27 protein-coding genes and 1 tRNA gene are annotated in these 22,429 nt (G+C 56.5%); 12 read left to right on the top strand and 16 right to left on the bottom strand.

Annotated elements, in window-relative coordinates; genetic code table 11:
* Window positions 1–77 precede the first annotated feature (77 nt).
* The 4 genes from OSC37_RS12725 to OSC37_RS12710 form a co-directional block, all read right to left on the bottom strand.
* Entirely contained in the window at window positions 78–695 is a 618-nt protein-coding gene (locus tag OSC37_RS12725) for an O-methyltransferase (protein WP_267161815.1), read from the bottom strand.
* 226 nt (window positions 696–921) lie between these two features.
* Window positions 922–1,596, bottom strand: a complete 675-nt coding sequence (ribB, locus tag OSC37_RS12720; RefSeq protein ID WP_267161814.1) for a 3,4-dihydroxy-2-butanone-4-phosphate synthase — start codon at window positions 1,594–1,596, stop codon at window positions 922–924.
* The gene (locus OSC37_RS12715; RefSeq protein WP_267161813.1) at window positions 1,580–2,278 is read right to left on the bottom strand and encodes a DUF120 domain-containing protein; all 699 of its coding nucleotides are present in this window, start codon (window positions 2,276–2,278) and stop codon (window positions 1,580–1,582) included. The genes ribB and OSC37_RS12715 overlap by 17 nt, the downstream gene beginning before the upstream one ends.
* A gap of 137 nt (window positions 2,279–2,415) precedes the next feature.
* A complete protein-coding gene (locus OSC37_RS12710) occupies window positions 2,416–3,123 on the bottom strand; it encodes a DUF502 domain-containing protein (protein ID WP_267161812.1) in 708 nt (235 codons plus the stop codon).
* 115 nt (window positions 3,124–3,238) lie between these two features.
* Between OSC37_RS12710 and OSC37_RS12705 the strand changes: the two genes are divergently transcribed.
* The gene (locus OSC37_RS12705; RefSeq protein ID WP_267161811.1) at window positions 3,239–3,625 is read left to right on the top strand and encodes a hypothetical protein; all 387 of its coding nucleotides are present in this window, start codon (window positions 3,239–3,241) and stop codon (window positions 3,623–3,625) included.
* Window positions 3,626–3,637: 12 nt separating this feature from the next.
* On the opposite strand, the gene OSC37_RS12700 is transcribed toward OSC37_RS12705, so the two are convergent.
* Entirely contained in the window at window positions 3,638–4,882 is a 1,245-nt protein-coding gene (locus OSC37_RS12700) for an MFS transporter (protein ID WP_267161810.1), read from the bottom strand.
* Window positions 4,883–5,010: 128 nt separating this feature from the next.
* On the opposite strand from OSC37_RS12700, the gene OSC37_RS12695 reads away from it, so the two are divergent.
* The 4 genes from OSC37_RS12695 (at window position 5,011) to OSC37_RS12680 (ending at window position 8,978) form a co-directional block, all read left to right on the top strand.
* Window positions 5,011–5,865 carry a DUF7351 domain-containing protein gene (locus OSC37_RS12695; protein ID WP_267161809.1) on the top strand — a complete coding sequence of 285 codons (855 nt, stop codon included), beginning with the start codon at window positions 5,011–5,013 and terminating at the stop codon, window positions 5,863–5,865.
* 39 nt (window positions 5,866–5,904) lie between these two features.
* Window positions 5,905–6,441, top strand: coding sequence for a cob(I)yrinic acid a,c-diamide adenosyltransferase (locus OSC37_RS12690; protein WP_267161808.1), 537 nt, complete (start codon window positions 5,905–5,907; stop codon window positions 6,439–6,441).
* A gap of 49 nt (window positions 6,442–6,490) precedes the next feature.
* A tRNA-Val gene (locus OSC37_RS12685) sits at window positions 6,491–6,565 on the top strand.
* Between the two features lie 718 nt (window positions 6,566–7,283).
* On the top strand, window positions 7,284–8,978 hold the full coding sequence (locus OSC37_RS12680; RefSeq protein ID WP_267161807.1) for a hypothetical protein: 1,695 nt from the start codon (window positions 7,284–7,286) through the stop codon (window positions 8,976–8,978).
* 1 nt (window position 8,979) lies between these two features.
* Here the strand turns inward: OSC37_RS12680 and OSC37_RS12675 are convergent, their stop codons facing one another.
* Window positions 8,980–9,381: a hypothetical protein gene (locus tag OSC37_RS12675; RefSeq protein ID WP_267161806.1), complete on the bottom strand. Its 402-nt coding sequence runs from the start codon at window positions 9,379–9,381 to the stop codon at window positions 8,980–8,982.
* A 385-nt stretch (window positions 9,382–9,766) separates the two neighbouring features.
* Between OSC37_RS12675 and OSC37_RS12670 the strand changes: the two genes are divergently transcribed.
* Window positions 9,767–10,135, top strand: a complete 369-nt coding sequence (locus OSC37_RS12670) for a hypothetical protein (RefSeq protein WP_267161805.1) — start codon at window positions 9,767–9,769, stop codon at window positions 10,133–10,135.
* 265 nt (window positions 10,136–10,400) lie between these two features.
* The gene (locus tag OSC37_RS12665) at window positions 10,401–12,041 is read left to right on the top strand and encodes a hypothetical protein (RefSeq protein ID WP_267161804.1); all 1,641 of its coding nucleotides are present in this window, start codon (window positions 10,401–10,403) and stop codon (window positions 12,039–12,041) included.
* Between the two features lie 269 nt (window positions 12,042–12,310).
* On the opposite strand, the gene OSC37_RS12660 is transcribed toward OSC37_RS12665, so the two are convergent.
* Window positions 12,311–12,646, bottom strand: coding sequence for a hypothetical protein (locus OSC37_RS12660; protein WP_267161803.1), 336 nt, complete (start codon window positions 12,644–12,646; stop codon window positions 12,311–12,313).
* Between the two features lie 533 nt (window positions 12,647–13,179).
* On the bottom strand, window positions 13,180–13,428 hold the full coding sequence (locus OSC37_RS12655; RefSeq protein WP_267161802.1) for a helix-turn-helix domain-containing protein: 249 nt from the start codon (window positions 13,426–13,428) through the stop codon (window positions 13,180–13,182).
* A gap of 175 nt (window positions 13,429–13,603) precedes the next feature.
* Between OSC37_RS12655 and OSC37_RS12650 the strand changes: the two genes are divergently transcribed.
* The 3 genes from OSC37_RS12650 (at window position 13,604) to OSC37_RS12640 (ending at window position 15,753) form a co-directional block, all read left to right on the top strand.
* Window positions 13,604–14,182, top strand: coding sequence for a DUF8118 domain-containing protein (locus tag OSC37_RS12650; protein ID WP_267161801.1), 579 nt, complete (start codon window positions 13,604–13,606; stop codon window positions 14,180–14,182).
* Window positions 14,179–15,054 carry a hypothetical protein gene (locus OSC37_RS12645; protein WP_267161800.1) on the top strand — a complete coding sequence of 292 codons (876 nt, stop codon included), beginning with the start codon at window positions 14,179–14,181 and terminating at the stop codon, window positions 15,052–15,054. Before OSC37_RS12650 ends, OSC37_RS12645 begins: the two co-directional genes overlap by 4 nt.
* 288 nt (window positions 15,055–15,342) lie before the next feature.
* Entirely contained in the window at window positions 15,343–15,753 is a 411-nt protein-coding gene (locus OSC37_RS12640; RefSeq protein ID WP_267161799.1) for a ribbon-helix-helix domain-containing protein, read from the top strand.
* Window positions 15,754–16,073: 320 nt separating this feature from the next.
* On the opposite strand, the gene OSC37_RS12635 is transcribed toward OSC37_RS12640, so the two are convergent.
* From OSC37_RS12635 to OSC37_RS12620, 4 genes are all read right to left on the bottom strand, one after another.
* Entirely contained in the window at window positions 16,074–17,252 is a 1,179-nt protein-coding gene (locus tag OSC37_RS12635) for an ISH3 family transposase (protein WP_267161275.1), read from the bottom strand.
* Window positions 17,253–17,388: 136 nt separating this feature from the next.
* Window positions 17,389–18,405 (bottom strand): tyrosine-type recombinase/integrase, encoded by a 1,017-nt coding sequence (locus tag OSC37_RS12630; RefSeq protein WP_267161798.1) that lies wholly within the window; start codon window positions 18,403–18,405, stop codon window positions 17,389–17,391.
* A gap of 139 nt (window positions 18,406–18,544) precedes the next feature.
* Window positions 18,545–18,913, bottom strand: a complete 369-nt coding sequence (locus OSC37_RS12625; RefSeq protein ID WP_267161797.1) for a hypothetical protein — start codon at window positions 18,911–18,913, stop codon at window positions 18,545–18,547.
* 118 nt (window positions 18,914–19,031) lie between these two features.
* Complete coding sequence (locus OSC37_RS12620) at window positions 19,032–19,307, bottom strand: hypothetical protein (RefSeq protein ID WP_267161796.1); 276 nt, start codon at window positions 19,305–19,307, stop codon at window positions 19,032–19,034.
* A 211-nt stretch (window positions 19,308–19,518) separates the two neighbouring features.
* On the opposite strand from OSC37_RS12620, the gene OSC37_RS12615 reads away from it, so the two are divergent.
* Both OSC37_RS12615 and OSC37_RS12610 read left to right on the top strand, forming a co-directional pair.
* Complete coding sequence (locus OSC37_RS12615; protein WP_267161795.1) at window positions 19,519–19,821, top strand: hypothetical protein; 303 nt, start codon at window positions 19,519–19,521, stop codon at window positions 19,819–19,821.
* Between the two features lie 3 nt (window positions 19,822–19,824).
* Window positions 19,825–20,346, top strand: a complete 522-nt coding sequence (locus tag OSC37_RS12610; RefSeq protein ID WP_267161794.1) for a winged helix-turn-helix transcriptional regulator — start codon at window positions 19,825–19,827, stop codon at window positions 20,344–20,346.
* Here OSC37_RS12610 and OSC37_RS12605 read toward each other — a convergent pair.
* Genes OSC37_RS12605 through OSC37_RS12590 form a run of 4 tightly spaced genes read right to left on the bottom strand, consistent with a single transcriptional unit; the run spans window position 20,340 to window position 22,426 of the window.
* Window positions 20,340–20,885: a DUF8596 domain-containing protein gene (locus OSC37_RS12605; protein WP_267161793.1), complete on the bottom strand. Its 546-nt coding sequence runs from the start codon at window positions 20,883–20,885 to the stop codon at window positions 20,340–20,342. The genes OSC37_RS12610 and OSC37_RS12605 overlap by 7 nt on opposite strands.
* Window positions 20,885–21,169, bottom strand: coding sequence for a hypothetical protein (locus OSC37_RS12600; RefSeq protein ID WP_267161792.1), 285 nt, complete (start codon window positions 21,167–21,169; stop codon window positions 20,885–20,887). The genes OSC37_RS12605 and OSC37_RS12600 overlap by 1 nt, the downstream gene beginning before the upstream one ends.
* Window positions 21,153–22,016, bottom strand: coding sequence for an FAD:protein FMN transferase (locus OSC37_RS12595; RefSeq protein WP_267161791.1), 864 nt, complete (start codon window positions 22,014–22,016; stop codon window positions 21,153–21,155). The genes OSC37_RS12600 and OSC37_RS12595 overlap by 17 nt, the downstream gene beginning before the upstream one ends.
* Window positions 22,016–22,426, bottom strand: coding sequence for a hypothetical protein (locus tag OSC37_RS12590; RefSeq protein ID WP_267161790.1), 411 nt, complete (start codon window positions 22,424–22,426; stop codon window positions 22,016–22,018). The genes OSC37_RS12595 and OSC37_RS12590 overlap by 1 nt, the downstream gene beginning before the upstream one ends.
* Window positions 22,427–22,429 lie beyond the last annotated feature (3 nt).

The following is a 22,429-nucleotide window of genomic DNA, read 5'->3' as shown; positions in this document are numbered from 1 at the left end:
TTTATTTTAGATACTGGGAAAGTATTGCAGCTATTATAAAATAATACTACCCAAATATGTTACTTTTGGAAAAGCAGTCACGATCTGTGCGCCGAGGTCAGAGTATTGCCGTCAACCCGTGTCGTGAGTGCCAGCCCGCTCCCCACAGGAACCAGTGTCGTCTGAAACCCTTCGGCGGCCCGTACTGTCTCGATGTAATCGGCGACCCCTCGTGTCGCGCTGTCGTCGGGGAGCGGGTCGCCAGACTCGAAATACGCGAGCAGGTCATATAGCTCCATCGGCCCGCGCATCATATTGTCCGCGACGACGACTGCCCCGACGGGAAGGTCCGCTCGAATTGCCTCGAAGGCGTCAGAATACCGCTCTTTCTGGTGGTCGACCAGCACCACATCGAAGGGCCCGTCGTACTCCTCGACGGTTTCCATCGCGTCGCCGTATTCGAAGTGGGCGCGCTCGGTCAAGCCAGCTCGCTCGAAAAAGTCTTCAGCCATGGAGAGTTCGTCCTCGTCGAACTCTGTCAGAACAATCTCGCCTCCGTCGACCATTCCCTGGAGAGACCAGTAGGCAGAATACCCGAAGCCAGAGCCAAACTCGAAGATCCGCTCGGCCCGGGTCGTCGCCGCCAGTGTTCGGAGCAGCCCGCCAGCATCTGGCCCGATTATCGGGAACCCTTCCTCGTCGGCGACAGCGGCCATCTCTGCCTGAATCTCGTCGTGTGTCGGTCCGGTCGCCCTGAGATACCGCTGTGCTTGGTCTGATAGTGATTGTTGCGGTTATTTTCATGACCACGTCACGAATATCGGTGTGTCACCGCGTGAGACCCACGTCTCGTTTCCCAACGGCGGTAACGACTCGCAACAATCACTATGAGAGGGACATCGTCGTCATGTCGACCGACACAGAAAAGAAACTACCGCCTCGTTACGCGAGGCGTTCAACGAGCTGTCGCCCCTCGACGAAGGGGAGCCCGTGGGCCTCGGCGTATGTCGCCGCGTCGGCGGGAGCAAGTGCCTCACCGGTGTCGTCGTCGAGCATCTCACAGACGACAACCGCAGGCGAGCGCTCGGCCGCCCGGGCAAGCGCCAGCCCGAGCTCCGTGTGCCCGCGCCTGTCGGCGAGCAGGTTCGGCGCGCCTCGCAGGACGTTGACGTGGCCGGGCGACCGGAAGGTGGCCGCGAAGTCGGTCTCTTCGGGCGCGGTCGCGGCGGCTGCGAGCTCGCGAATCGTCAGTGAACGGTCCTCGTCAGTGATGCCAGTGTCGGTGTCGCGGTGGTTCACCGGCAGCGAGAACGACGACCGCTCGTCGTAGGTCAGGTCGTGGTCGCCCGTTGCAGGATGGTCGAGGGTGTCCTGAAGGAACGGAAGCTCGAACGTCTCGGCAACATCGTGACCCAGCGCGACACAGATGAGCCCGCCGGCGTCGTTCCGAAGCCGGGCCACTGCAGACGGCGTCATAGCCGCGGCGGGGTAGATGAGGTCTGTCTCACCCTCACGGTCGTCGGCGTCGTGGACACAAACCGGGTCACCCCGGCGGAACGCGTCGATCGCGCTTGCAACTGCGCTCTGCTCGTGGCTGGCGTTACTGCTCTGTGACACGGATGCTCACCTCCGTTCCGTCCTCGGCGGGGAGCGTGTCGCGGAGTTTCTCGGGTGCGATGAGTTCGAGGTGGTCGTCGCCATGATGAGTGCGTTCAGGCGTGATGACGTGTGTCTCGGCGTACTGCTCGTCGCCGACTGTCAGGGTCGCGGGGTAACAGTAGGCCGGACCGTAGGTCCGGTCGTCGCTCTCCCAGCCGTCGATGACGATGGGGTCGAGTGCATCGAGCCGGGTCCGCGTACGGATGCTCTCCTCGGTGAGGTCGACGTTCAGTGTTCCTGGGAACGGCTCGTACCCCAGTTTCTCGCGGAACTGGCGCATGTATCCCGAGAGCGTGATGTAGTGGCGACCCTCGCCCATCCCGCTTGTCACCGTCCCTGCAAGCGTCAGTTCCTCGTCGACCTCGAAGATACGGCGATACGTCTCATACTCCGTGCGGAGGCGTCGCCGACCGTCGTCGGTAATCGTAATCCACTGCCCGTCACTGACGACGTCCCTGTCGATGAATCCCTCTTCCTCGAGTCGCTGGAGGCGACGCGAGGCAGTTTGTGTCGACGCGTCTAGTCGGTCCGCGAGTGACGCACACGAGAGCTTGCGTTCGCCGTCGAGCGCGCCGACCAGCGCGAGGTGTTTCAGTGTCAGCACCTCTGCACTGTCGAGCGCACGCCGTGTCTCTGCCATACATAGTAGTCAGGCGTTCTCCGGGATAAGTATAACGAACGCGTTATGCATCTCAAAAGTAGTACCACACCAACACGAGGACAGATATGGAGGTTAGTATTGCGGTAGTATAACAGCGTCGCTCCACAATCAAGGCGTTAGTTACCGGGGCCGTCGCCGGTGTCAGGTCTGGTCCCATCAGTCGCGTTAGCGTTCGACGGCGCGGTGTCCTCTGCAAGCTCGTCGACGCTGACCTGGCCCCCGTCATCGGGAAGTATATTAGAGACGGTTGCTTCGCTCGTGTCACCGAATCCTGCGCTCAGCAGGCGAGTCATCGCGTCTTCGACACTGTCGTCGATTTCTTCGTATCGGTCCGGTTTGACCTCGATGACATATCCCGAGGTGATATTCGGTGCGGTCGGAAGGAAGAGAATCTCCCTACCGTCGGCGCTCTGGTTGCCAGTTTTGAACGCCGTCATGCGCATCCCGTTCCACAGCTCTACCTTGACCGGTGCCTGAAGTTCGCTCGTCCCGCTGAGGGCTGTCTCGACTGCCATCTTGGAGGCGTTGTAGATGACACGGAGCCCAGGCAGCGAGTTCATCAGGTCGTCGAGGGCGCTCTCGGCGACGGCACCGACTGCCGTCCGCATCAGGTAGCCGACGGAGAACACTAAGAGGATGAACAACACAATCGTAAGCAGTACCTGAAGCGGGTTTTCCGGCAGTCCGTAGGTCTCGGCCAGTTTCTCGACAGGAAGCGGAATCTTCACGAGATAGCCGTACAGCCACGCGAGAACGGCGATAGTCACGACGATGGGGACGAGAATGATGAGTCCACTCGCAAAATCGCGTTTCCACGAGGCCATTGCCTAACTTACATCACGGCCAGGTAATGAGTTCTTTTGTTTCTATTTCGACAGTGGATAGAACTCCAACTGTGTGGGCAGCGCGGATATAAGAGGCATGACGCCGTATCGACACATGATGGGAGAGCCGTCGTTTGCCATCCCGGTACGCCCGACCCGGACCTACCCCTACAGCGGCGGCGTCGAATACGATGGCGGGACGGTGTTCCAGTTGACCCCCCGGGCGAGTCGGTCGACCGATGAGCTTGCGTCGCTCGTCGAATCCGTCCTCGACGCAGGGCCGTACCGGTACGGCGATTTCATCTCGCTCCCGATGCCGCTGTTTCTCGTCCGTGACGACGAGACCGGGGACGTGTTCCGTGTCTCGATTCGAGACGGGACGGTCAGATTCCACGTCCTTCCAGAGACCGAATCGGCCGGGCTGCGGGCACTGTACGAACGACTCGACGAGCAGACAGAGGGCGACTGGCGTGTCCAGTCAGACACCGAGACCAGGGAATGACGGTGATGCCGGTCAATCCTCGGCATGCGCCGAACGGGCCGTGTTCACGGCCGGTGTAACTGGCGTCGTCACCACGAACAGCACACCGGCACCCGCGATGAAGACCACACCGAGTGTGGCGACTGCAGTCGTCGGGGCCGACGCGTCGGCAACGACACCAGCGAGTGGCTTCAACGGCGCACGGACGACCGCATAGCTCATCGACGCCGCACTCAACACCGTCGCCCGCTCGGTCTCGGCGGTTCTGTCGTTGAGATACTGCCCAACGAGTGGTTTCGAGAGTGCCTCGCCGCCTTTCATAACAAAAAACACCGGCAGAGCTGCCACCGGTACCAGCACCGGAACGACCAGCGCGGCGGCGACAACTGCGGGAACGGCAATCAGCGCGGCTCGCAGCCCACTCCAGGCACGGACAGTGTCTGCGTGGTAACTGGCGACAGCAGCGACGACCGCGAAGCCAGCGTAAACGAACCCAAGTGTCGCCTCCTCGGGAACCGCCAGTGTGGACACCGATGGGGCCGAAAGCCCGGCCAGTACGTCGACGACGATTGGCTGGATGTAGGAGTCGGCGGCGGCGATGACCCCGAAAAACAGCGCGACGAAGGCGACGAACGCTCGGAGCGGCGGCCGGAGAAGCTTGGTCCGGAGGAGGTGGACTGTCGCTCGCGGCCCTGTTGTTGACTCCGACGGACCCTCGAACTGCGGGTTCCGGGGCATCGACAACACGACGGCGACACCCCCCAGATTGAGCACGGCCGACGCGACGAACGGAAAGACCGGGTGTGCAACATAGAGGAAGCCGCCGGCAATCATCGTCACCGCCGAGCCGAGCTGGTACACTGCGCCGCCACGGCCCTTGATACGGGTAAACGAGTCCTCGTCTGCACTCGTCCGGAGTGTCGCATACAGCCAGGCGTCGTCGGTCCCGTGGTGTAGTGCCATCGACAGCGACCAGATGATGTACAGGACAACGAACGCACGAAAGGTGTCTGCGACGACAAACCCAGCGAGCGAGAGGCTCATCGCCGCCATCCCCGCGGCGAGTGTGTTCCGGCGACCGATGCGGTCGGCGATATATCCCGTCGGCAGCTCGAAGACGACCACCAGAATCGCCGAAACTGCGCTCAGTGTGCCAATTTGCGTGTACGAGAGTCCGTTCCAGAGCAAAAACAGCGTGAACACCGGCCAGATGAACCCGACCGAGTCGCTGAGGCGATAGAGATAGTACTTGAACACGGCCGTGTTGTGGGCGAGCATACAGCTGGACAAGACCAGCGCCGCCAGGACCAAATACACTCGCTAACACGCGTTTTAGCAACTTCAGCGATATGACAACACAAGAGAGAACGGACAACAGTAATGAGCCAGGCGGTCGTCTCCAGCACATGAACGCAGCGGGATTGGCACCTGCACGGGCGTTTGCCCTGCTCGGGCACGAACACCGCGTCGATATCCTCCGAGCACTGTTGGATGCGAGCCGAGACGGCGTAGAGACGCCGATACCGTTTGCCAGGCTGTTCGAACGGACCGAAATCGACGTCAGCTCGCAGTTCAGCTACCACCTCGATGAGTTGACCGGCCAGTTCGTTAGAGACACCGACGACGGCTACGAACTCCGGTACGCCGGCTGGAAGGTCGCGACAGCGATTCTCGCAGGCACCTACAACGAGCGTGCCGAATTCGGCCCCACAGAGATCGCCGGCGTGTGTCCTCACTGTGGGGGCGAGACGCTCGCGGCTTCCTACGAGGCGGAGTGGCTCACCGTCTCCTGTCGGGGCTGTGAGAGCCGCCTCGTCAGGTATCCGATTCCGCCTGGTGTGGTCCAGTCTCGTTCTGTCCCCGAGATTCTCCAGGCGTTCGACCGCTACGTCAGGTCACACATGCTGCGTGCGCGGGGTGGCGTCTGTCCGGCGTGTCTGGGCGTCATGGAGCTCGAGACACACGCCCCCGACAACGACAGCCTCGCGACCGGCGTCTGCCGTCGGTGTGGCAACCGACTGTATCCGCCGGTCGGGCTGTTTCTGCGCGACCACGAGACGATTCCTTGGTTCCGTCGTGAGTTCGACGGCAACGAGAGCGTTCCCTTCTGGGAGCTCGGGTGGTGTGTGACCGACGACGCCGCGACCGTGACAGAGACCGACCCCTGGCGCTGCCGGCTGGAAATTCCAGCGAACGAGGCGACGCTGGCTCTCTCGCTGGGGGAGGGACTGACTGTCCGCTCGGCAACAGTCGAGGCGTGATGGCGGGGGATTAAGTCCGTCTCGCCCGGATAGTCGGATATGAAGATTTACACCGGCCGCGGCGACGAGGGACAGACCGACCTCCGGACGATGGAGCGCGTCTCGAAGGCGAGCGAACGCATCGAGGCCTACGGGAGCGCCGACGAGGTGAACTCTCTGGTCGGACTCGCCCGACCGACCGGCTACGACGACATCGACGACGACCTTGGGGCGATTCAGAACCACCTCCACATCGTGCAGGCGGATTTCGCCAACCCCGAGCCCGATGAGGACGACCCCGCCGTCACAGCCGACCACGTCGAGGAACTCGAAGCAATGATAGACCGCTACGACGAGGAACTCGACCCACTGGAGAGTTTCATCCTCCCCGGCGGGTCGAGCGGCGGCGCGCGCCTCCACCACGCCCGCTCGGTCTGCCGTCGCGCCGAGCGCCGGGCTGTCGCGCTCGTCGGTGCCGAAGATGGCGTCAACGAGAGCGCTGTCGTCTACCTCAACCGACTCTCAGACGCGCTGTTCACCCTCGCCCGCCTGCTCAACCAACGCGAGGGCGTCCCCGAGGAGAGCCCAACCTACTGAAGGCCGGAAGATAATTCTTAAGTTCAGTGGTCGAAAAGCTACAAACGACGGGTTGGTGGTCTAGCCCGGTTATGACGGCTCCTTCACACGGAGCAGGCCGGCGGTTCGAATCCGCCCCAACCCATCCGCTTCGCGCATTTTCTCGAAGTAAATCATTCCCACCGCGTCCTGCGATTCGGGGGAGAATCTACTTCAAACTGTAGTCGGTGAGCGCATCCGAGGCCGTCACATCCAGCGGTTACGATAAAGTAGAATCGCCAGCACTGTAAGCACTTGGGACGATATCTCACACCGATAAGGGGGTATCGACGCGCCTCAACAGATTGCCCGTCGCCGGTGTTCATCCCGATTGTTCATGGATAGTTCTCGAAGGTCTACAGTTTCCATTCTCAATTTCCCGAAAATATTGTGAACGGTCATCAGAACATTACTCGTGACAGTTCCTTCTTGACCGATTGCTCGACAAGACAGATATCAAGCCACGGGACAGGGACCTAACGTGGTACTCGATAAGGCGGGGCGCGGCTACGATGTGGACAGAAAATGCTGACCTCAAAAAGGCCGCCGACCAGCTTCGTCACAAAAAGCTCGAAACGACAAGGAGGTATATGAAATCAAACACGCGGGGGCGGGAACAGATTGTGGAAGATAACTGGTGAGGTTCTTGTTTCCTCTGAGAAAGTCCCGAAGATAGTGAAACAGCGGGATATATATCAGAGTTGGAAGGTACGGCTGTACAACATACAGTGGGTGAGTCTTGCACGACGATTTGCTCGAATAGCAGGCAAATAGATTCGGTCGATACACTAATATTTAGTCTAATCGTCAAGAAGTAATATATCATGGAACAGAGTGGCGATAATATGGAGTGGGTAACGAGACGGAGACTCGTTGGGGGGATTGCAGGCGTTGCTCTCACAGCCACAGCAGGATGCAGCGGCGGAAGTGATGGGTCAGATACACCAGAGAATACGGTAACACCAACGGAAGCCCCGACAGACGAGAATACGCCGACAGAGACACCAACGGAGACACCGGCTCCCAGAGTTGACTCGACAGATATTGAAATACAGGCAGAGGACCCGTTAAACCCGGAAGCCATCATAACAGCAGAGACAAACAGAGAACTAGACACGGATCTAACCGCATCAATACAACTCAACGGCGAACAATACCAGGACCTCCAACTCCCACAAAAAGACGGAGACACGTACACAGGAAACATCGAGATACCCGGTGAAGGCGAGATAACAACCCAGATACAAGGCACCATAGACGGAGAACTAGAAGACACAACCGACTACCAACTATTCAACGACCTCACACTCGAACAAAACAACGAAGCACCCGGCAGAATCCAGGCAATACTCGAACCCACAGAAACAGGACTAGAAGCAATAAGCCAGGCACTCAACGGAGAACCCATAGAAGCAGAACTCACCGCAGACGGAGAAACACAGACAATCCAACTCACACAAGAAGAAGACGGAGAAGATGAGGGAGAGTACCAGGCAGAAACCATTCTATACGAAAACGGAGAAATACCCGACCAAGCAGAACTCACCGCCGACCTCACAGAAAAACTAGGACTCCAACTCCTCCCAGGACACACACAAACACAGACAGATTTAGAAGACAAACAACCATTCAAACATATATACAATAGGACGGGGAGCGGAAGATACACAGTTAGTATAGAAGACCTAGAAACAGTTCAAAACGGAGAAATCCAAGACTGGGATAAATTCGTCAAAGAATCAGCCAGACTGACAGAAGGCTGGGAAGATAATAGCCTAAGGCCATTCATTGAAAGCTACAAACAGATTGCAGAAGAACTAGACCTAACACTAGATGAATTTTCTATCGTAAAAAGAAAAGATACAGCAGGAGTCGATTACGCAGCAATAACCTACGGCCCAGAAGGAGAAACGAAGAAAGCAGTCGCATCCTCATGGCCCGGCAAGGAAGAAGCACCAGCCCTAGTCCTTATCGAAGACGAAGAAGCACCAAACGGCAAACCATCAGAAATGTTCAACTATGAAGACCTAGTAGCAATACCAGCCAGAGGAAGCCTCCACGGACTCCACGACACCGAAGACGACAACAACATCGCATCACTCGACTTCCAACAATACGCTGAAATAGTAGAAGAGGAAGGTACTAAGGAAGAATATTCACAGGAAGAATGGGAAGAAGGAAACGCGGTTCTCGACGATTATAATGACCTATTAGTTGTAGACACTCCAGAGGATTCATCGGTTGGTTATACTCTAAACGTCCGAGGTTACATGGGAGAACTCATTGACAGAATGGACGGACCACACGAAACTGAAGTAGAGGCAGTTGAAGCAGCAACAGAATACTTCCACAACGCCATAGGCCCAGGAAACAACATGCAAATAGACGTAGCAGAACAAGGAGAAGGAGAAGGCGAAAAACTGGCAGACCTCTGGGACAACAAAGCAATGTACGCACAGCCTACTGGAGAACGCAATGTAACTGATAAATCCCAGATTTACGATCCAGAAGCCAGCTAGTCTAGTTCAAATCTTCTAAAGGGATCCTGCTAGATCCCTCAACAGTCCCTCCGTCTGGGTACCAGTTCCAGTTTACGCTGCCGGATTGGTCCTGCAGGTTTATGTTGGAGGCGTTGATTGGATCGCCTGTTGAGTACTTGAGTTTGCCAGTGTCTTCTCTCCCTTCTACGATGTATTTGTGTTTGCAGAAGTCTTGGTTGCAGAATGGAATTGTTTCCTCGTTGAATGTTTCGATTCCTTCTGGTAGTATGTCGTAGTCTGTGATTGATTGACTTGTTCCGTAGACGCAGCTGTACGTGTTGTTGTCGACTGACTGGTTGCTGTGCCGGCTCGGAATACTTACCCCAATATTCACCGGTCCTGGACTGTTGTACGTTACTACTGCTTCACTGCTTTTAGTCAAGTCATGGCTAGGTCGTTGATCAGAGGCTCTTTCGCTGAGTTCGGGGGAGAATTAAAACGATTCTTCGACCCCAACCCCAAGGGTTTGACCAAGCAGACCACCCCTGTATTTCCAAATTAAATCCCGACGCCGTCTATCGAATTTCGATGAGTATTTAAGTACGGGTCCCCATAGAGATAATAGGAAGGTCGTAGTTTTCTCCGTGCCTATTCGGTACCACTTACTTGCCGCTAAATCCACAGGGAGTGGTTCTTATGGCTATAATTGATTCTTGCGCGCCAGTAAGAGCCATTCCGTTGTTTTTTGGTCGGGAATAGGGCGAACCGCGCCTCTGTCGCACACCCGGAAGGTCAGGAGATATACGTCCTCCTATCACAATAACACCATGACTACTGAAACCCACAACATCGAGAGTTGCAACACTATCGAAACCCTCCGTACCCAGTTCTCCGAGGACCCACGTCGGGAACCCCATGAGAAAGAGACGGGCCTTCACGTTGAAGGTGAGGGTACCCACTTCTCGGTCACATCGTTCAAGAAGGTTGTCTACGCGAAGTTGCTCCAACGAGACGAGTTCAACATCACCCACCTGCATGTCCTCGATGACGACGGACGGGAACATACCGTGGACTGTATCGAGAAGGCCGCCGAACAGTCGCTCACCATCATTGGTGTGACTGGCCGGCTTCCGGTTGCAGCTGTGAATATTGGCACGCCCCGGAACGATAACAGCCACGCAGATCTTGTGAAGTAGGACGCCAGCAAAGAGAGTACCTACACCTGTCCCAGACTGACAACTGTCTCTCTGTCCCCACTATAATAATATACAACACAACACACACCACCCACTATGTAATGTTGCAAGAACCGCCGGACTGAAACGGGATGATGTAATTTCATAGGTCATCTGGTATATAAAGACCGGATTTCTGTCCATGATCCCGGTTTCCTAACTCCACAGTGCCGATACAGCGGGAAAGTATGTTTCCTGCTCGAACTAACTTCCGAACTCAATCACAATGAACAAAACCCACAGTCACGACTCCGCGTACAGCACGTCAACCACCACGATTCCCGACGTATGGGAAGAGATTCCATGTGTCCAGTACGGCTACCCCGAAGACAAGGGGCCGAAGCGCGCTCCAAGACTACAGACTATCTTCGAACCTATCCCCGATGACGCCGAGACTGCCAGTCCAGTGTACAAACTGACCCGTGACCAGTACGAACGGCAACAACAACTCGACAGCGGCTACCAAGTTGATGGCGACTACACATCGATAGCTACCGAACTCCAAGACGAGGCTGAGGCTGATGATAATGTTCTCTATCCGGTTCACATCGAGAGCGACGAGTACCATGAGGAAGGTCCGGCCACCCTTATCGAGTGGTTCCATGAGTTTACCGAAGACTACCTCGGCGTCCCATTCCACGCGTGTACGCTGTACTTTTCGGGCCGACGCTCAATTCACGTCCATGTCCCTCGGTTCGTTTCGGGTGAAGACCAACGGGAACAGCTCAGGGAGATGGCCGAGACATTCCGCACCGAGAAGGGGGCTGGGTTAGACTGTCACTTGTACTCCGCCAAGCGACTGTTCCGGCTTCCCGGTGTCGCACACGCGAAGACTGGCATACCGAAAGTTGAGATAAAACCAGAGTGGGGTAAGACCCGTATCTTCCGAGAAGCGAACGAATCGACTCCGAAAATCCCTGAATCGTACGAAGCGGTGCTTCGCCGTGTGTTTGCTACGCAGCAATCGCTGACGGTTGATACTCCACAGACAACGCTTGACCCACCTTTCGACCTGGTCCGCATTCTCGACAGTGAAAAGACTGTGCTGGAATTCGAGTCCGGCAAGCGAGACATAGAGACGCCGCTTATCGAACAGGAGCAGTATCCCGAAAACCCGAGAGAAGCAATCACATGGCTTCAGTACAACGCCAAAGAGTTCTCGCCGTACGCACTCGCCAGCGGGAACTCACGGAGTGTTGCGGCCTTGAAGATCAAAGGCGGAGCCTTTGCCCGCAAAAAGGTACGAGACGGGGCGCCGTTGGTTCCCGCATACTTCTACGGAGCGCAGGGCTGTGCTGGCGAGGAGTACACAAAGGAGGATGAACACGCACCACTCCAACTGTCGGCCCGCGACTTCGATAAGTGGGATTATGAAATAGGCGAGGATGTGGTAATCATTGGCGGCCGAAGCCGCAACTCCCGAATCATTCGCGTGGAGTCAAAGCAGGCCATCGTCGTGGGTCGCAACCTCACAGGAGACGACGCAACCCGCCAAGCCGCCTTTGACTATCTCGAAAGCGAAGGATATGATGTTGGGGAGGGCGGAACCAGCGAGAAGCCTCCCTCCCCAAAGATAGCAGGGCCACCAAAACGCGCCGGTACCATCCCATCAGTTCAGGCACCGCGCACCGAAGCCGCCGCACTCCAACAGCAGGCCGAGCAAGAGGGCATCGATACGTTGTCTCACATGGAGCGGTGGCAGGTCGCCTGTCGCGTTCTTGGTTGGGGATGGGAACCAGCGTGGGACTGGTTCAAAGAGCAATTCGGGGCTGACTTCGACCCAGACATTACTCAGGAACAGTTCCGGAGCGTCATTGAGGCGTTTCCCGAGGACTATGACCACGTTGAAAGACCATCACAGCCATGACTGGTAACTGACCGATGGTCGCCCTCCAGCTTGGTTCAGATGGCGGGAAAATTCCGATTCTGACGCACAAAGAACCGCTAAAAGACTATCTCCGATGGTTGCCTCTTGTCACAAGGAGCAGACTCATACGACCGTATAATGTTCAGGTAGGCTCTTCGCTAACCCAGCGAAACACCCATTGAATTGGTGACATTAGCATTGACTGTCGTGCAAGATGCAGGGCGCGTATTCAACAAAAGTCCTATTCCCCAAAGTTGTGTTTTATTTGGCTACAACTCGGAGATCTCCTTAGCGCAAATTACTTCCTCATACTTATCGCTGTTAGGGTCATACTTTTCTACAGTGTCTGGCATCACCTTATCGGAACCGGCTACAGTACTTGGACCAGTCACTACCTCTATTGAGGATATTTTCTCCAAATTGAATGTCCGCCAGTATGCCATGTTTCCTGACTCACTGGTCCCGTCAACTTGAGGCCCACCTATAGAAAGGCGTTCATCTTTAGATTTGAAGAGTATTAATGGCCTCACAACCCTGCGATGATGATCATACTCAAATTCGAGATACTCGTCCGATTCGATGGCGCGACAGATTTTTTCTTGCATTGGACTGAATTTTAAACTGGGAACGTATAAATACAGTTCTTATCGAGAACGCTGTATCCCTGCTCTGTATGTTGTACACCCTCACCTACTAACTCCAAAATAGATACAGGTGTTTCGCTATCTTCGAAAAGAGGCCTCAGATAATATCGAGGGAAACTGCCTTTGCGTATAATCTCTACTCTTTCCGTTGGGAGTGTTCCTCCCCTTGTTACTAACAGTAGTACCACAACAACACACACAACACACACAACACTATGCTATGTTGCAAGAACCACCAGACTGCGTCGGGTAGTGTAGTGACACACTATAGTTGGTATATAAAGAAGAAAGCGTAGATTCTGAGGGTCGTGAAGCGATAGCTATGAGCTGCGATAGACGGGCCTCGATTACTACCGGGAGGCCGTAGATGGTCTATAATAGACGAGAAAACCGATTGTCTGAGGAAACACAAACCACCTCAAAGTCCAGCGAAAATGAGAAATTTTTGCGCGGCGGGTTACCAAATATACCGAATTACTCAACTGTCCAATGTTCTAACTGGGGGGATACCCATCCATTCGAATATACACAACTGCTCGCGCACCGACTTTCTTTTTACATAGTTCCCCGCGTTCTACGAGTTCTTCCAGTTTATTGTAGGCCGATGGTCGAGAACAGTCTAACTCGTTGGCAACTTCACTGGCAGTCAGAACCGGCACCTTCTCGCGGTTGAACACCTCCAAGACGCTATCAGGTGTAACCTGTTCGACGTACTGACCGGACTTATCGCGTTCTCGTCCCATACCTATATTCTAAACTGGAACTCGCTTAACTCCATTGACTATGAAGTTAATGGGAAGTTTTAAAACCAATAACCACGTAGTTATAGGTAGAAGGTCACAGTCCATCAGGGCGTTACAGTTCAGAAAATGCCCGGTGCGCCAACACCGGACGATGGCCTTCTGTGGGCAGAAAGCCATGACTGACTACAACGCGGCGGAAAATGTATCTTCCGTCACAGGCGACTGTACTGGCATTCCAAAACGCGCAGCCCGCGCACTCACGGACAAGATGACTGTTCTCCCAGAAACGGGAAGAGCTGAGAACGCCGAAGATCTATTCCTGGTTGTTTCAGAAAGCGGGTCTGAATACCTTGTAGATCTTCGAGAAGGTGCCTGTGAGTGTGCTGACTTCCAGTATCGAGAACCTGAAAACGGGTGTAAACACATCTACAGAATCGAATATGCAACCGGTCAAAAGGCTCTGCCGGCTTGGATAGAGTTTGAGGCCGTAGACCCACAGCTTGGGGAACAAACCGAGGCGCTATCCCCCCAGCCTGTCACCGACGGCGGCGGGGACCTTCTCGAAGTTGAACAGGAGGACACAGACGATAGCGCCGATCCTTTCGGGAATGACCAATCGTACTCGTACCACTACGAAACACCTGCACAAGGCGGTGAGAGGTACGTCCGGTGTACTGAGTGTGGCGCAGAGTGTATCCCGCCGAACCCAGACGTGATGACTCACTGTAAGGGTTGCTCGGAGGGTGCAAGATGACAAACCACCGGAACGACGAACGAACGGTTCACTGTCCCGTTGAAGACTGCGATGCAACCCCACTGGCTCGTGGAATAAACCTCCATGTGAATCGTTCCAGCGGGAACGGGCACGGGCCACGCGGTGAGGTTCCAGACAGGATTACCTTCGAGAATATGGAAACAGTGGGTAGTGAGCAAGTCGAGATGGACTACCCCGAAGAACGTGATACCGAGGACGCAGTACGTCTGTGCCCGTATTGTTCTCGCCCATGCGAGGGGACAAACGGCGTTCTAATCCACCTTGGACAGGTGGCCGGACGGAGAAACCATCCTGAAAATCCCGATGAAAAGCATAGTCAAGAGGACTTCCCCAGGGCTGAGGTGGATGAACAGGGGAATATCACCCATCTTGTAGATGGCGTCGAAGAGGGAGAGCAACGGGGCAGTGAGAATGGCATGATTCCAGTTGAGAGAGTCTACAGTCTTATTGCCGCCCTGCTTGCTGATGATGAGGCGCGAGCCGCGCAGATTGTTCGCCAGCACCTTATCGAGGTCGAAGAAACCGGGAGTCGCACCATCCAGAAGACACCCTATCCAGAACTCTACCAAGCATTACTCATACAGAATAATGCCGATGACCCGAATGAAGGTATCTCAGCTACGCATACAGACGAAGGTATTCAGATATCATGTTGTGGGAAATCCGTACTGGCTACAGCCGGTGAAGCCCGCGACATTGCGGCTGGCCTGGAACAGTCGATATCCGAGAATACCGAGAAGGCTACTGAACTGAATGAGTTCATCAAATTCCTTCGATATCATGCGGATATTCTTGAGGGAGAATCAAAGCCGTTCGAGTTCTATACCGATTTTGAAAAGTGGGGAGAATAGGTTCTTCGAGTTGATATTTACGTTCGTGTATCATTATAGCCAGTCATACAATCGTTCACAACTGCTCAGTAGCGATATGGGCTGACTGCTGAGGTAATTACCGATAAAAATGGTATTCGAATTGGTATGCAACATACAGAGATTCTATTCAGCATAAATCTGCCATATAATCATATATACGCGAATCAGCGATTTTTCGTCTGATGAAGTTATCCAGTACACTACACGGAATTATATTGGAGTTTAAGCGGAGCTTTAAAGTCACTTCGTGTTCAATATTCGGGTGCAATGCCTTGGAGACCACAAATCCCAGACGAGTTAGAATCGAAGATAGAAGAGGTAGTCGAACCAGCAGGCTACCAGTCAAAGTCAGAATTGGTTCGTGATGCTGCACGACGAAAGGTTGAGGAATTAAATGCTGATGGTGAGTCTAGTGAAGAGGTTGGCACTAAAAATGAGAAGGTGTGTGAAAATCTCAAAGAAATCGCATTGGACCGAAGTCGAGGAATGTACGAACGCCGAGATGCCGTGAAACGTTTAGGGGAACTTGGGGATGTTGCCGTAGAACCACTTTCCGAAGTAGCCAAAGACGCAGAAGATACGGCTCCGCATAAATTAGATGACGACAAATCAGAGGCTAATGGTGATGATATCCGCAAACGCGCAAGAAAGCAACTCGAAAACATTAATAAAGAGTGAATTTTCGAGATACGCCCTGTGCATCTTGCACGCGACTCTTGACAAGAATTAGATAGGCAGACCGTGCGATGGGTTCTATAACAGGCTGGTATCATTACCTAACTGTCGGTACTTCACGAACGAGTCGACACAGCGTGATCTGAACGCCACAAACGAATCACTTTCTGTATGATTTTGGGGGAGATTCTCGCAACCACTGTGAAAGAACGGACGGCAGAAACGAGCTACCACACCAAACGGACGAGAACAGGCAATTTTACGCCGGTGCTGCAGAGAGCTGTCGCTGACGGATCCTCGGACAGGCCGTGGGCTGACCGCGGTCAGCCCGCGGCTGCCACCGAGCCGTACGTCTCAGGAACACCCACACCGTTCGCCTCGACGTACCAGCGTCGCTCTAACTCGTCTTCGAGTTCGTTCCGAATCCAGTCACAGAACGTCTTGAACGTGAACTCCTCCGGGAGGTCGCGCCCGCCCCGCCGCGGGCGGGCGACGACCGCCCATCGGAGCACGAGCCACAGATTCTCCAGCAGTGCCGCGACGAGCATTATCGCAAATCGCACGACGGGATCACGCGTTGTCGTGATCCCTCGTGCTTGCCGAAGCAACCGGTAACTCGTCTCGATGCCTGAGCGTTTCCTGTAGAGGCGTTCGACTTTCTTCGGTGACTTTTCAGCAACGCCACAGGCGACGTAGCCCCGAACAACCTCTCCGTGTTTGCCACGGTCGCCATTCTGGTAGGAGACTGCGACCGCGAGCGGGATCTGAAGCTCCCGCTCGCTGTCCTTGTACATGCGATAGGTCGTCATGTACGACTTGTGTACGTCGAGTTTGTCCTTCATGCGCTCACCTTTCTTGGGAACGTGAACGACCGTTGCAGCGATCTCACGGGAACGGCGGATGACGCGTTCGTTGTAGAACCCGCTGTCGGCAAGCAGGAGGTCGATTTCGAAGGGATAGTTCTCGACGCGGGCGAGCACGCGCTCGACCGCGTCGGCCTCGTCTTCGTCGTTGCGGACGTACGTCATCGCCAGCGTCACTGGCTTTTCGTTGGAAACGATGTACGCCGTACAGTATCGGTGACACGTTGTGGTCCCATCTTTGGGGGACATTGAACAGAGTTCGCCTTCATCGGCGTAGTGATCGCCGTGGTAGGGGTTATCGATAAAGTCGATGGAGACGATTCTCGACCGGTCAGCGTCGAGAATCGTCATAGCTAGGCGAGCGAGTAGGAGGTTAGCGACGAATTCGAGCCACTGCCGATTGAGTGTATGTAGCCACGTCAAGACGGTGTCGTCGCATGGTGTTCCGTCGGTGTCCTTGCAGGTTTCCCAAATCGAGGTCTGATTGGTGCAGGCCAAAATGACGACGAGCCAGATATCGCCGGGGTCGAGGGGGCTCCCCTCGACACCCGGCAACGGGAGTGGAGTGATGACCTCTTCCGCTACGTCTTTTACCTCCGACGCCGAAAGATAACCGTCTGGATTGGGGAGCTTGAACACATCCTAATCCAGACACTTTCTCGTGGTCAAATCAACGATTCAATCTAACCGATTACGCTGTTCGTGAAGTACCGACTGTAGCTCTAAGAGCGGGCCAATACTGAGAGATCGCCGCAAAAATGGCCCTGTTGCGGTTTTAATCCATTTCAAATAGCTCCCGCCGAAGCTCTCGCTTCTCTTCCTCGGTTCGCTGGTCGTAGTGTTTTTCCAGCACGTCTGGAGACACATCCATCCGGTCGGAAACCAGTTCGATAGAGTGGCCTTTGTTCAACCATTCAGTGATTGCCGACCGCCGAATTGAGTGTGGCTTGATTGACTCTGGACAGCTTGAAGCAGTACTCCACGAGTTTGCTTCGCAGGTTTCTATCTCCCGGTCAACTGGACACTCGTTCGAGTAATAGCAAGGCCGAGTGATTGCCCGAATGTGACGGCGGAGTGTCGTTCGGGCTGGCCGACCGTGCTTTGTTGTCAGTAGTGGTTCTCTCCCGGCCTTATCGGTTTGCTCTATCCGGTTGCCATGCAGATAGTCGTCAATCAGTTCAGCTACCCACTCGTGGAGGTTCACTTCCCGTTCTGATTTCTTCTTGTTCTTGAGCGGCGTTGCACGACTACCAGCAGGAGTATCGGGTCGGTGATGAAGCTCGATGTAGGACTCAGCAGAGTGGTAGTCTTGCAGGTCGAGAGAGCGAACAGCACCGAGTCGAAGGCCAGTGTCCCACATCAAGGCAAACAGAACGTGCTTCAGAGTAGCGTATTCAAAGGTGTCGAGGTATTCGAGAATATCATCCGCCGTTTCGGTATCGATAGTTTCGGTTCTCGCGGCTCGACCTCTGTCGGGAAGTATCATGCTCTCGGCAATGTCTTCGAGGAGACCTTTGGACTCGCACCACTTGACGAAGGTCCGAAGTGCCATCATCACGTTGTAGAGCGTGGTGTCAGCTACCTCGTCGTCATCCCGCTTATACATCTGGAAGTCGGAAATGTCGAACTGGTCAACGTCGTTGATGTACTCAATATCAGATTGGTATTCGCACCACTCAACGAATTGCCCGATGTTGCTCCGGTAGTTGTAAAGCGTCGAGTCGGAAAGGTCGGATCTTCGTTCTTTGGTGTACCGTTCGAGTGCTTGGTCTGGCGTGAATTGACGGGTCATAGTTGTCTCCCCGCCGGGTGTGACAACCCCCCTCACGGAGCAGGCCGGCGGTTCGAATCCGCCCCAACCCATCCGCTTTCCTGCCGTCTTTGAAGGAGACTGCTAGCGTGGCCGATAGAACGGTCCGGCGCAGTAAACATTACTCGTCGTCCAGGACGACACCAACGGGATTTCCGACTCCAGCCAGCAGACAGGCGAGCAATCCGAAATACGTCCCCAACCCCCAACAGAGTGCCGCGAGAATCCACGGGGCGGTCGTGGCGGCGGCGACACCCAACGCGACGACCGCACCGGCGGCCAGCGGAGCGACACCCGGTAGCTCCCAGAGGACGAGCAGACGCTCCGGATACCGCAGAAACGCGCTCTCGACGAGCAATGCACCGCCAACACCGAGGACGACCGATTCTGGCCGCCAGAACGGGTCGCCGCCGAACAGCCACACCCCCGTTGCGGTGAGTATCACGAGCGAAGCGCCGGCGAATGCTGCGTCGCGGCGGTGCGTGGTCATCAGTGGTTCGTCAATGTCAGAGGCCGGAGCGAAAAGAGAGTGTCGGCACGAAACACGGGTCAGCCACCCTCTCGGCAGCGTCCACCGGTGCCAGACAAACACGCGCCTCTCCCGGTAGTCAGACGAACGCCACAGTGGGACCTGGGAGCCGTCTCAAGAGCGCCAGGCAAGCAACACCGGCCACCCCAACCCCGGCCGAAAGCGCGAGATACGAGCCGAGCACCTGCCAGTCCGTCGTCGGGCCGCCAACCACGACAGCAACGACGAAGCCGATGCCCGCGAGTGCGGCCACACCGAGCATGAACAGTCCACCCATCAGGGCAACGCCGAAGAAGACGTTCGCGGCCTGTTTGAGCCGCTGACCCGCGGCGGTAGCTGAGACATTCTCGAACACTGGAGTCACCTCGGACGGGCTGTCGTCGGCGCAATCGTCGGTTCTACTGGTACGGACGTCATCTCGACCGTCCCTACACGCGCTTTTCAGTTGTAAGTGGTGGTCCGGAGCGCTCACGCCAACCGTCGATTCGACAGTTGGACGCCAAGCGTTTTTGGAAAGCGCTTCGTCACTTTAGCTACCGTTTGCCTCGCCGATTAGCCCGACGACAATGATTCCCGACCCACTCGAACTCGCGCAACTGCTCGAACAGTACGTCAGTCTCGGCGTCTTCGTCTTCGCGTCCGGACTGGGCATCCTCAGTGCGCTCGCGTGGCGACGTGAGCGCGACCCCCGTATGGGAATCGTCGCGCTAGGGTACGGGCTGTTCGCCGTCTACGGCCTCATCGGGTTTCTGGAGTACGTCCTGTTGCCCGTCGTCCCCTACGAGATACTCGAACTGGTCGAACACGGGAGCGCTCTCCTCATCTTCGCCGGGTTACTGGCGTTTTTCGTCGCACTGATACGGTACTGAACGATGGCAGAGCCCGACCTCGAACTGGACTCTCGGCGAGCGCTCTACCAGCACATCGCCGACAACCCCGGCGTCCACTTCCGGGCACTCACAGCAGAGTTCGAGTACGCCAAGGGGACAATCCAGTACCAGCTCCGCTGGCTCGCCGACGAGGGACTCATCAACGAATCCAGCGACGGCAAGTACACCCGGTACTATCCGACAGCCGACTTTGATGAGGCCGACAGGACAGTGATGAACGCACTTCGCCGGGAGTACAGCCGCCGGGTGCTCGCACACCTGCTGGCGGAGGGGCCCCTCTCGACGACGGAGTTGGGCGAGCGCCTCGACAAGGCCAAATCGACCGTGTCGTGGCACCTCTCGAATCTCTCCGAGGCGGAGCTAGTCACCAAAGAGCGGAAGGGGCGGCGCGTCGTCTATGATGTCGCAGATCCCGACCGCGTCGAGCGTCTGTACGCGGTCCATCAGCGGTCGTTTACCGACAGGGTTGTCGACCGGCTGCTCGGCCTCTGGGACAGTTACTGAGCCGCCGGCGCAAGTGGACCGACGCCGCTGTTCGCGAGTGCCCGCAGGAGGAGAACGTATCCCAGAAACAACAGCGTCGGCGCCAAAAGCGGGCGGATGACGGCGACAAGGTCCGTTCCGACCGCCCCAGCGTGGACGGTTCCAAACACGAATCCAGCGTACGCAAACGAGTGAACGACACGAGGGCCCCAGGGTCGGTCGAACCGTCGCGGGTCGAGAAAGCCGATAACCGCGACGACGAGCAACAGGAGCGAGCCGCCGCCAACCGCGAGACCACCCACGAAATACGACAGACTGTACGCGGGCTCGGGCGCCTGCCCAGTCACGATGAGCCAGCCGTCGAGAACGCCCAGTCCAGCATGAAGAAAGGTCACAACCATCGCGAAGAGGGAGATCTCGATGTGGACACGTCTGGCCGCCGTCTGTAACACCCCGAACGCATCGGTATTGTAGAAGATACCAGAGACGACGGCCAGATACAGCGCCGGGTAGGCGACGAGTGCCGCACCGCGGTCGAGATACCAGACGAGCGTCGACATTACGACGCCCCCGTCGTCTCGACAACATCCGGACAGCCGTCGTCGTCCTGGTACCCGTTTTCGGTCTCCGCGCGGGTCGGACAGCGGTCCGTCGCGTCGGAGATACCATCCCCGTCGTAGTCGGCCGCCGACTGACGCGTCTGGACGACTTGGTCGACGAGGTCAGCCTCCTGTTCGGCAGCCTGCATCGTTCGAACGCTCGCAATCTGCCAGAGCACCGGCACTGCGAAGACCAGGATGAGGACCGCAGCGACGGTCACCCACTGGTTACGTCCCAGCGACATGGTCGTCGAACCCCTCCGTGGTATAGAACACGCCCTCGTGAACGATGAGTGCCTCCAGTCCGCCCCACTCCTCGGCAAGCGAGCGGGCAGACGCCAGCGGCGTTGCAGCGAGCGTCGTCGCGAGCGCATCGGCCTCCATACAATCCCGTCTGGCGAGGACAGTTACCGAGTCGTGTCGGGAGCTGACGCGTTCCGCCGTCGGGTCGTAAATGTGGTCGACATCACCGCGGCTGCGCCGGTGACCGGCCGAGGTGGCGACACACCAGTCCGTCTCGAGCGTCCGCAACGGCCGCCCGCCGGCTGGATTCTCGACCGCGATGGGGCCGGTCGGCGCCGACATATCGCCGCCACCGCTGACGAACCCCTGTCGACCGATGCCGTCGAGAGCAGACGCTGCTCTGTCGACGATATAGCCCTTCGCCAGGCCGTTAAGATCGAGCCGACAGTCGGTGCTGACGCGGTCCCCCTCGACCTCGACGGTCCCGCGATCAAACTGTACTCGCAGCGAGTCGTCGTCACCCCACAAGAACCGCTTTACCGACCGTTCGGTTTGTCCCTGCTGGATGTCGAAGACGCCATCGGTGCGGTCGTAGTACTCCAGCCCGCGGCGCACCACTCGCGCGACGTGTTCGTGGGTGAGCACCCCCTCGCGGTTGAGATGGCTGACCGCACTCTCGGCACTGAAGGCATTGAACTGGGTTTCAAGCAACTCGGCAGTCTGTCGGGCGACTTTGACCGCGGCCCCAGCACGAAGGCCGCTCGCCTGAACGATAAACTCCGTGTCACAGCACGAGAACTCCTGTCGCGCTGTTCCGAGGTGCTCGTAGACCGGGTCGAGTGTCTCCATCACCGATCACCCCCGTTTTCGCCGCCACGCGGCGCGTACTCGCTGTTGTCGTACTCCTCGTCCTCTTCGTCTTCCTCGTGTTCGTCGTCTTCCTCCTCGTGTTCGTCGTCTTCCTCCTCGTACTCTTCATCTTCTTCCTCGTACTCTTCATCTTCCTCGTGTTCTTCGTACTCCTCGCCCTCTTCGTCGTATCTAGACTGGGTCTGGACGTTCGGGTCGAAGTCCTGATTCGGCGTCGGTGCATCGGCGTCCACCTGGGACACGTTCGACTGGCCGTCGACATCGTCTTGGCCGCCGGCTTGGGCAAGCCCGCCGAGGGGAGCCGCAAGCGCCACAGCGACGACGGCGGTCAACGCCGCACCGACAAGGGTGAGGGCCACGAGTTTGTTTTTCGGCACGGGAAGACGCATCAG

The organism is Halovenus salina (genome assembly GCF_026410925.1).
GTDB classification, from domain to species: Archaea; Halobacteriota; Halobacteria; order Halobacteriales; family Haloarculaceae; genus Halovenus; species Halovenus salina.
Note: the sequence above shows the minus strand (reverse complement) of the source record. Positions and strands in the feature narration are given on the sequence as shown.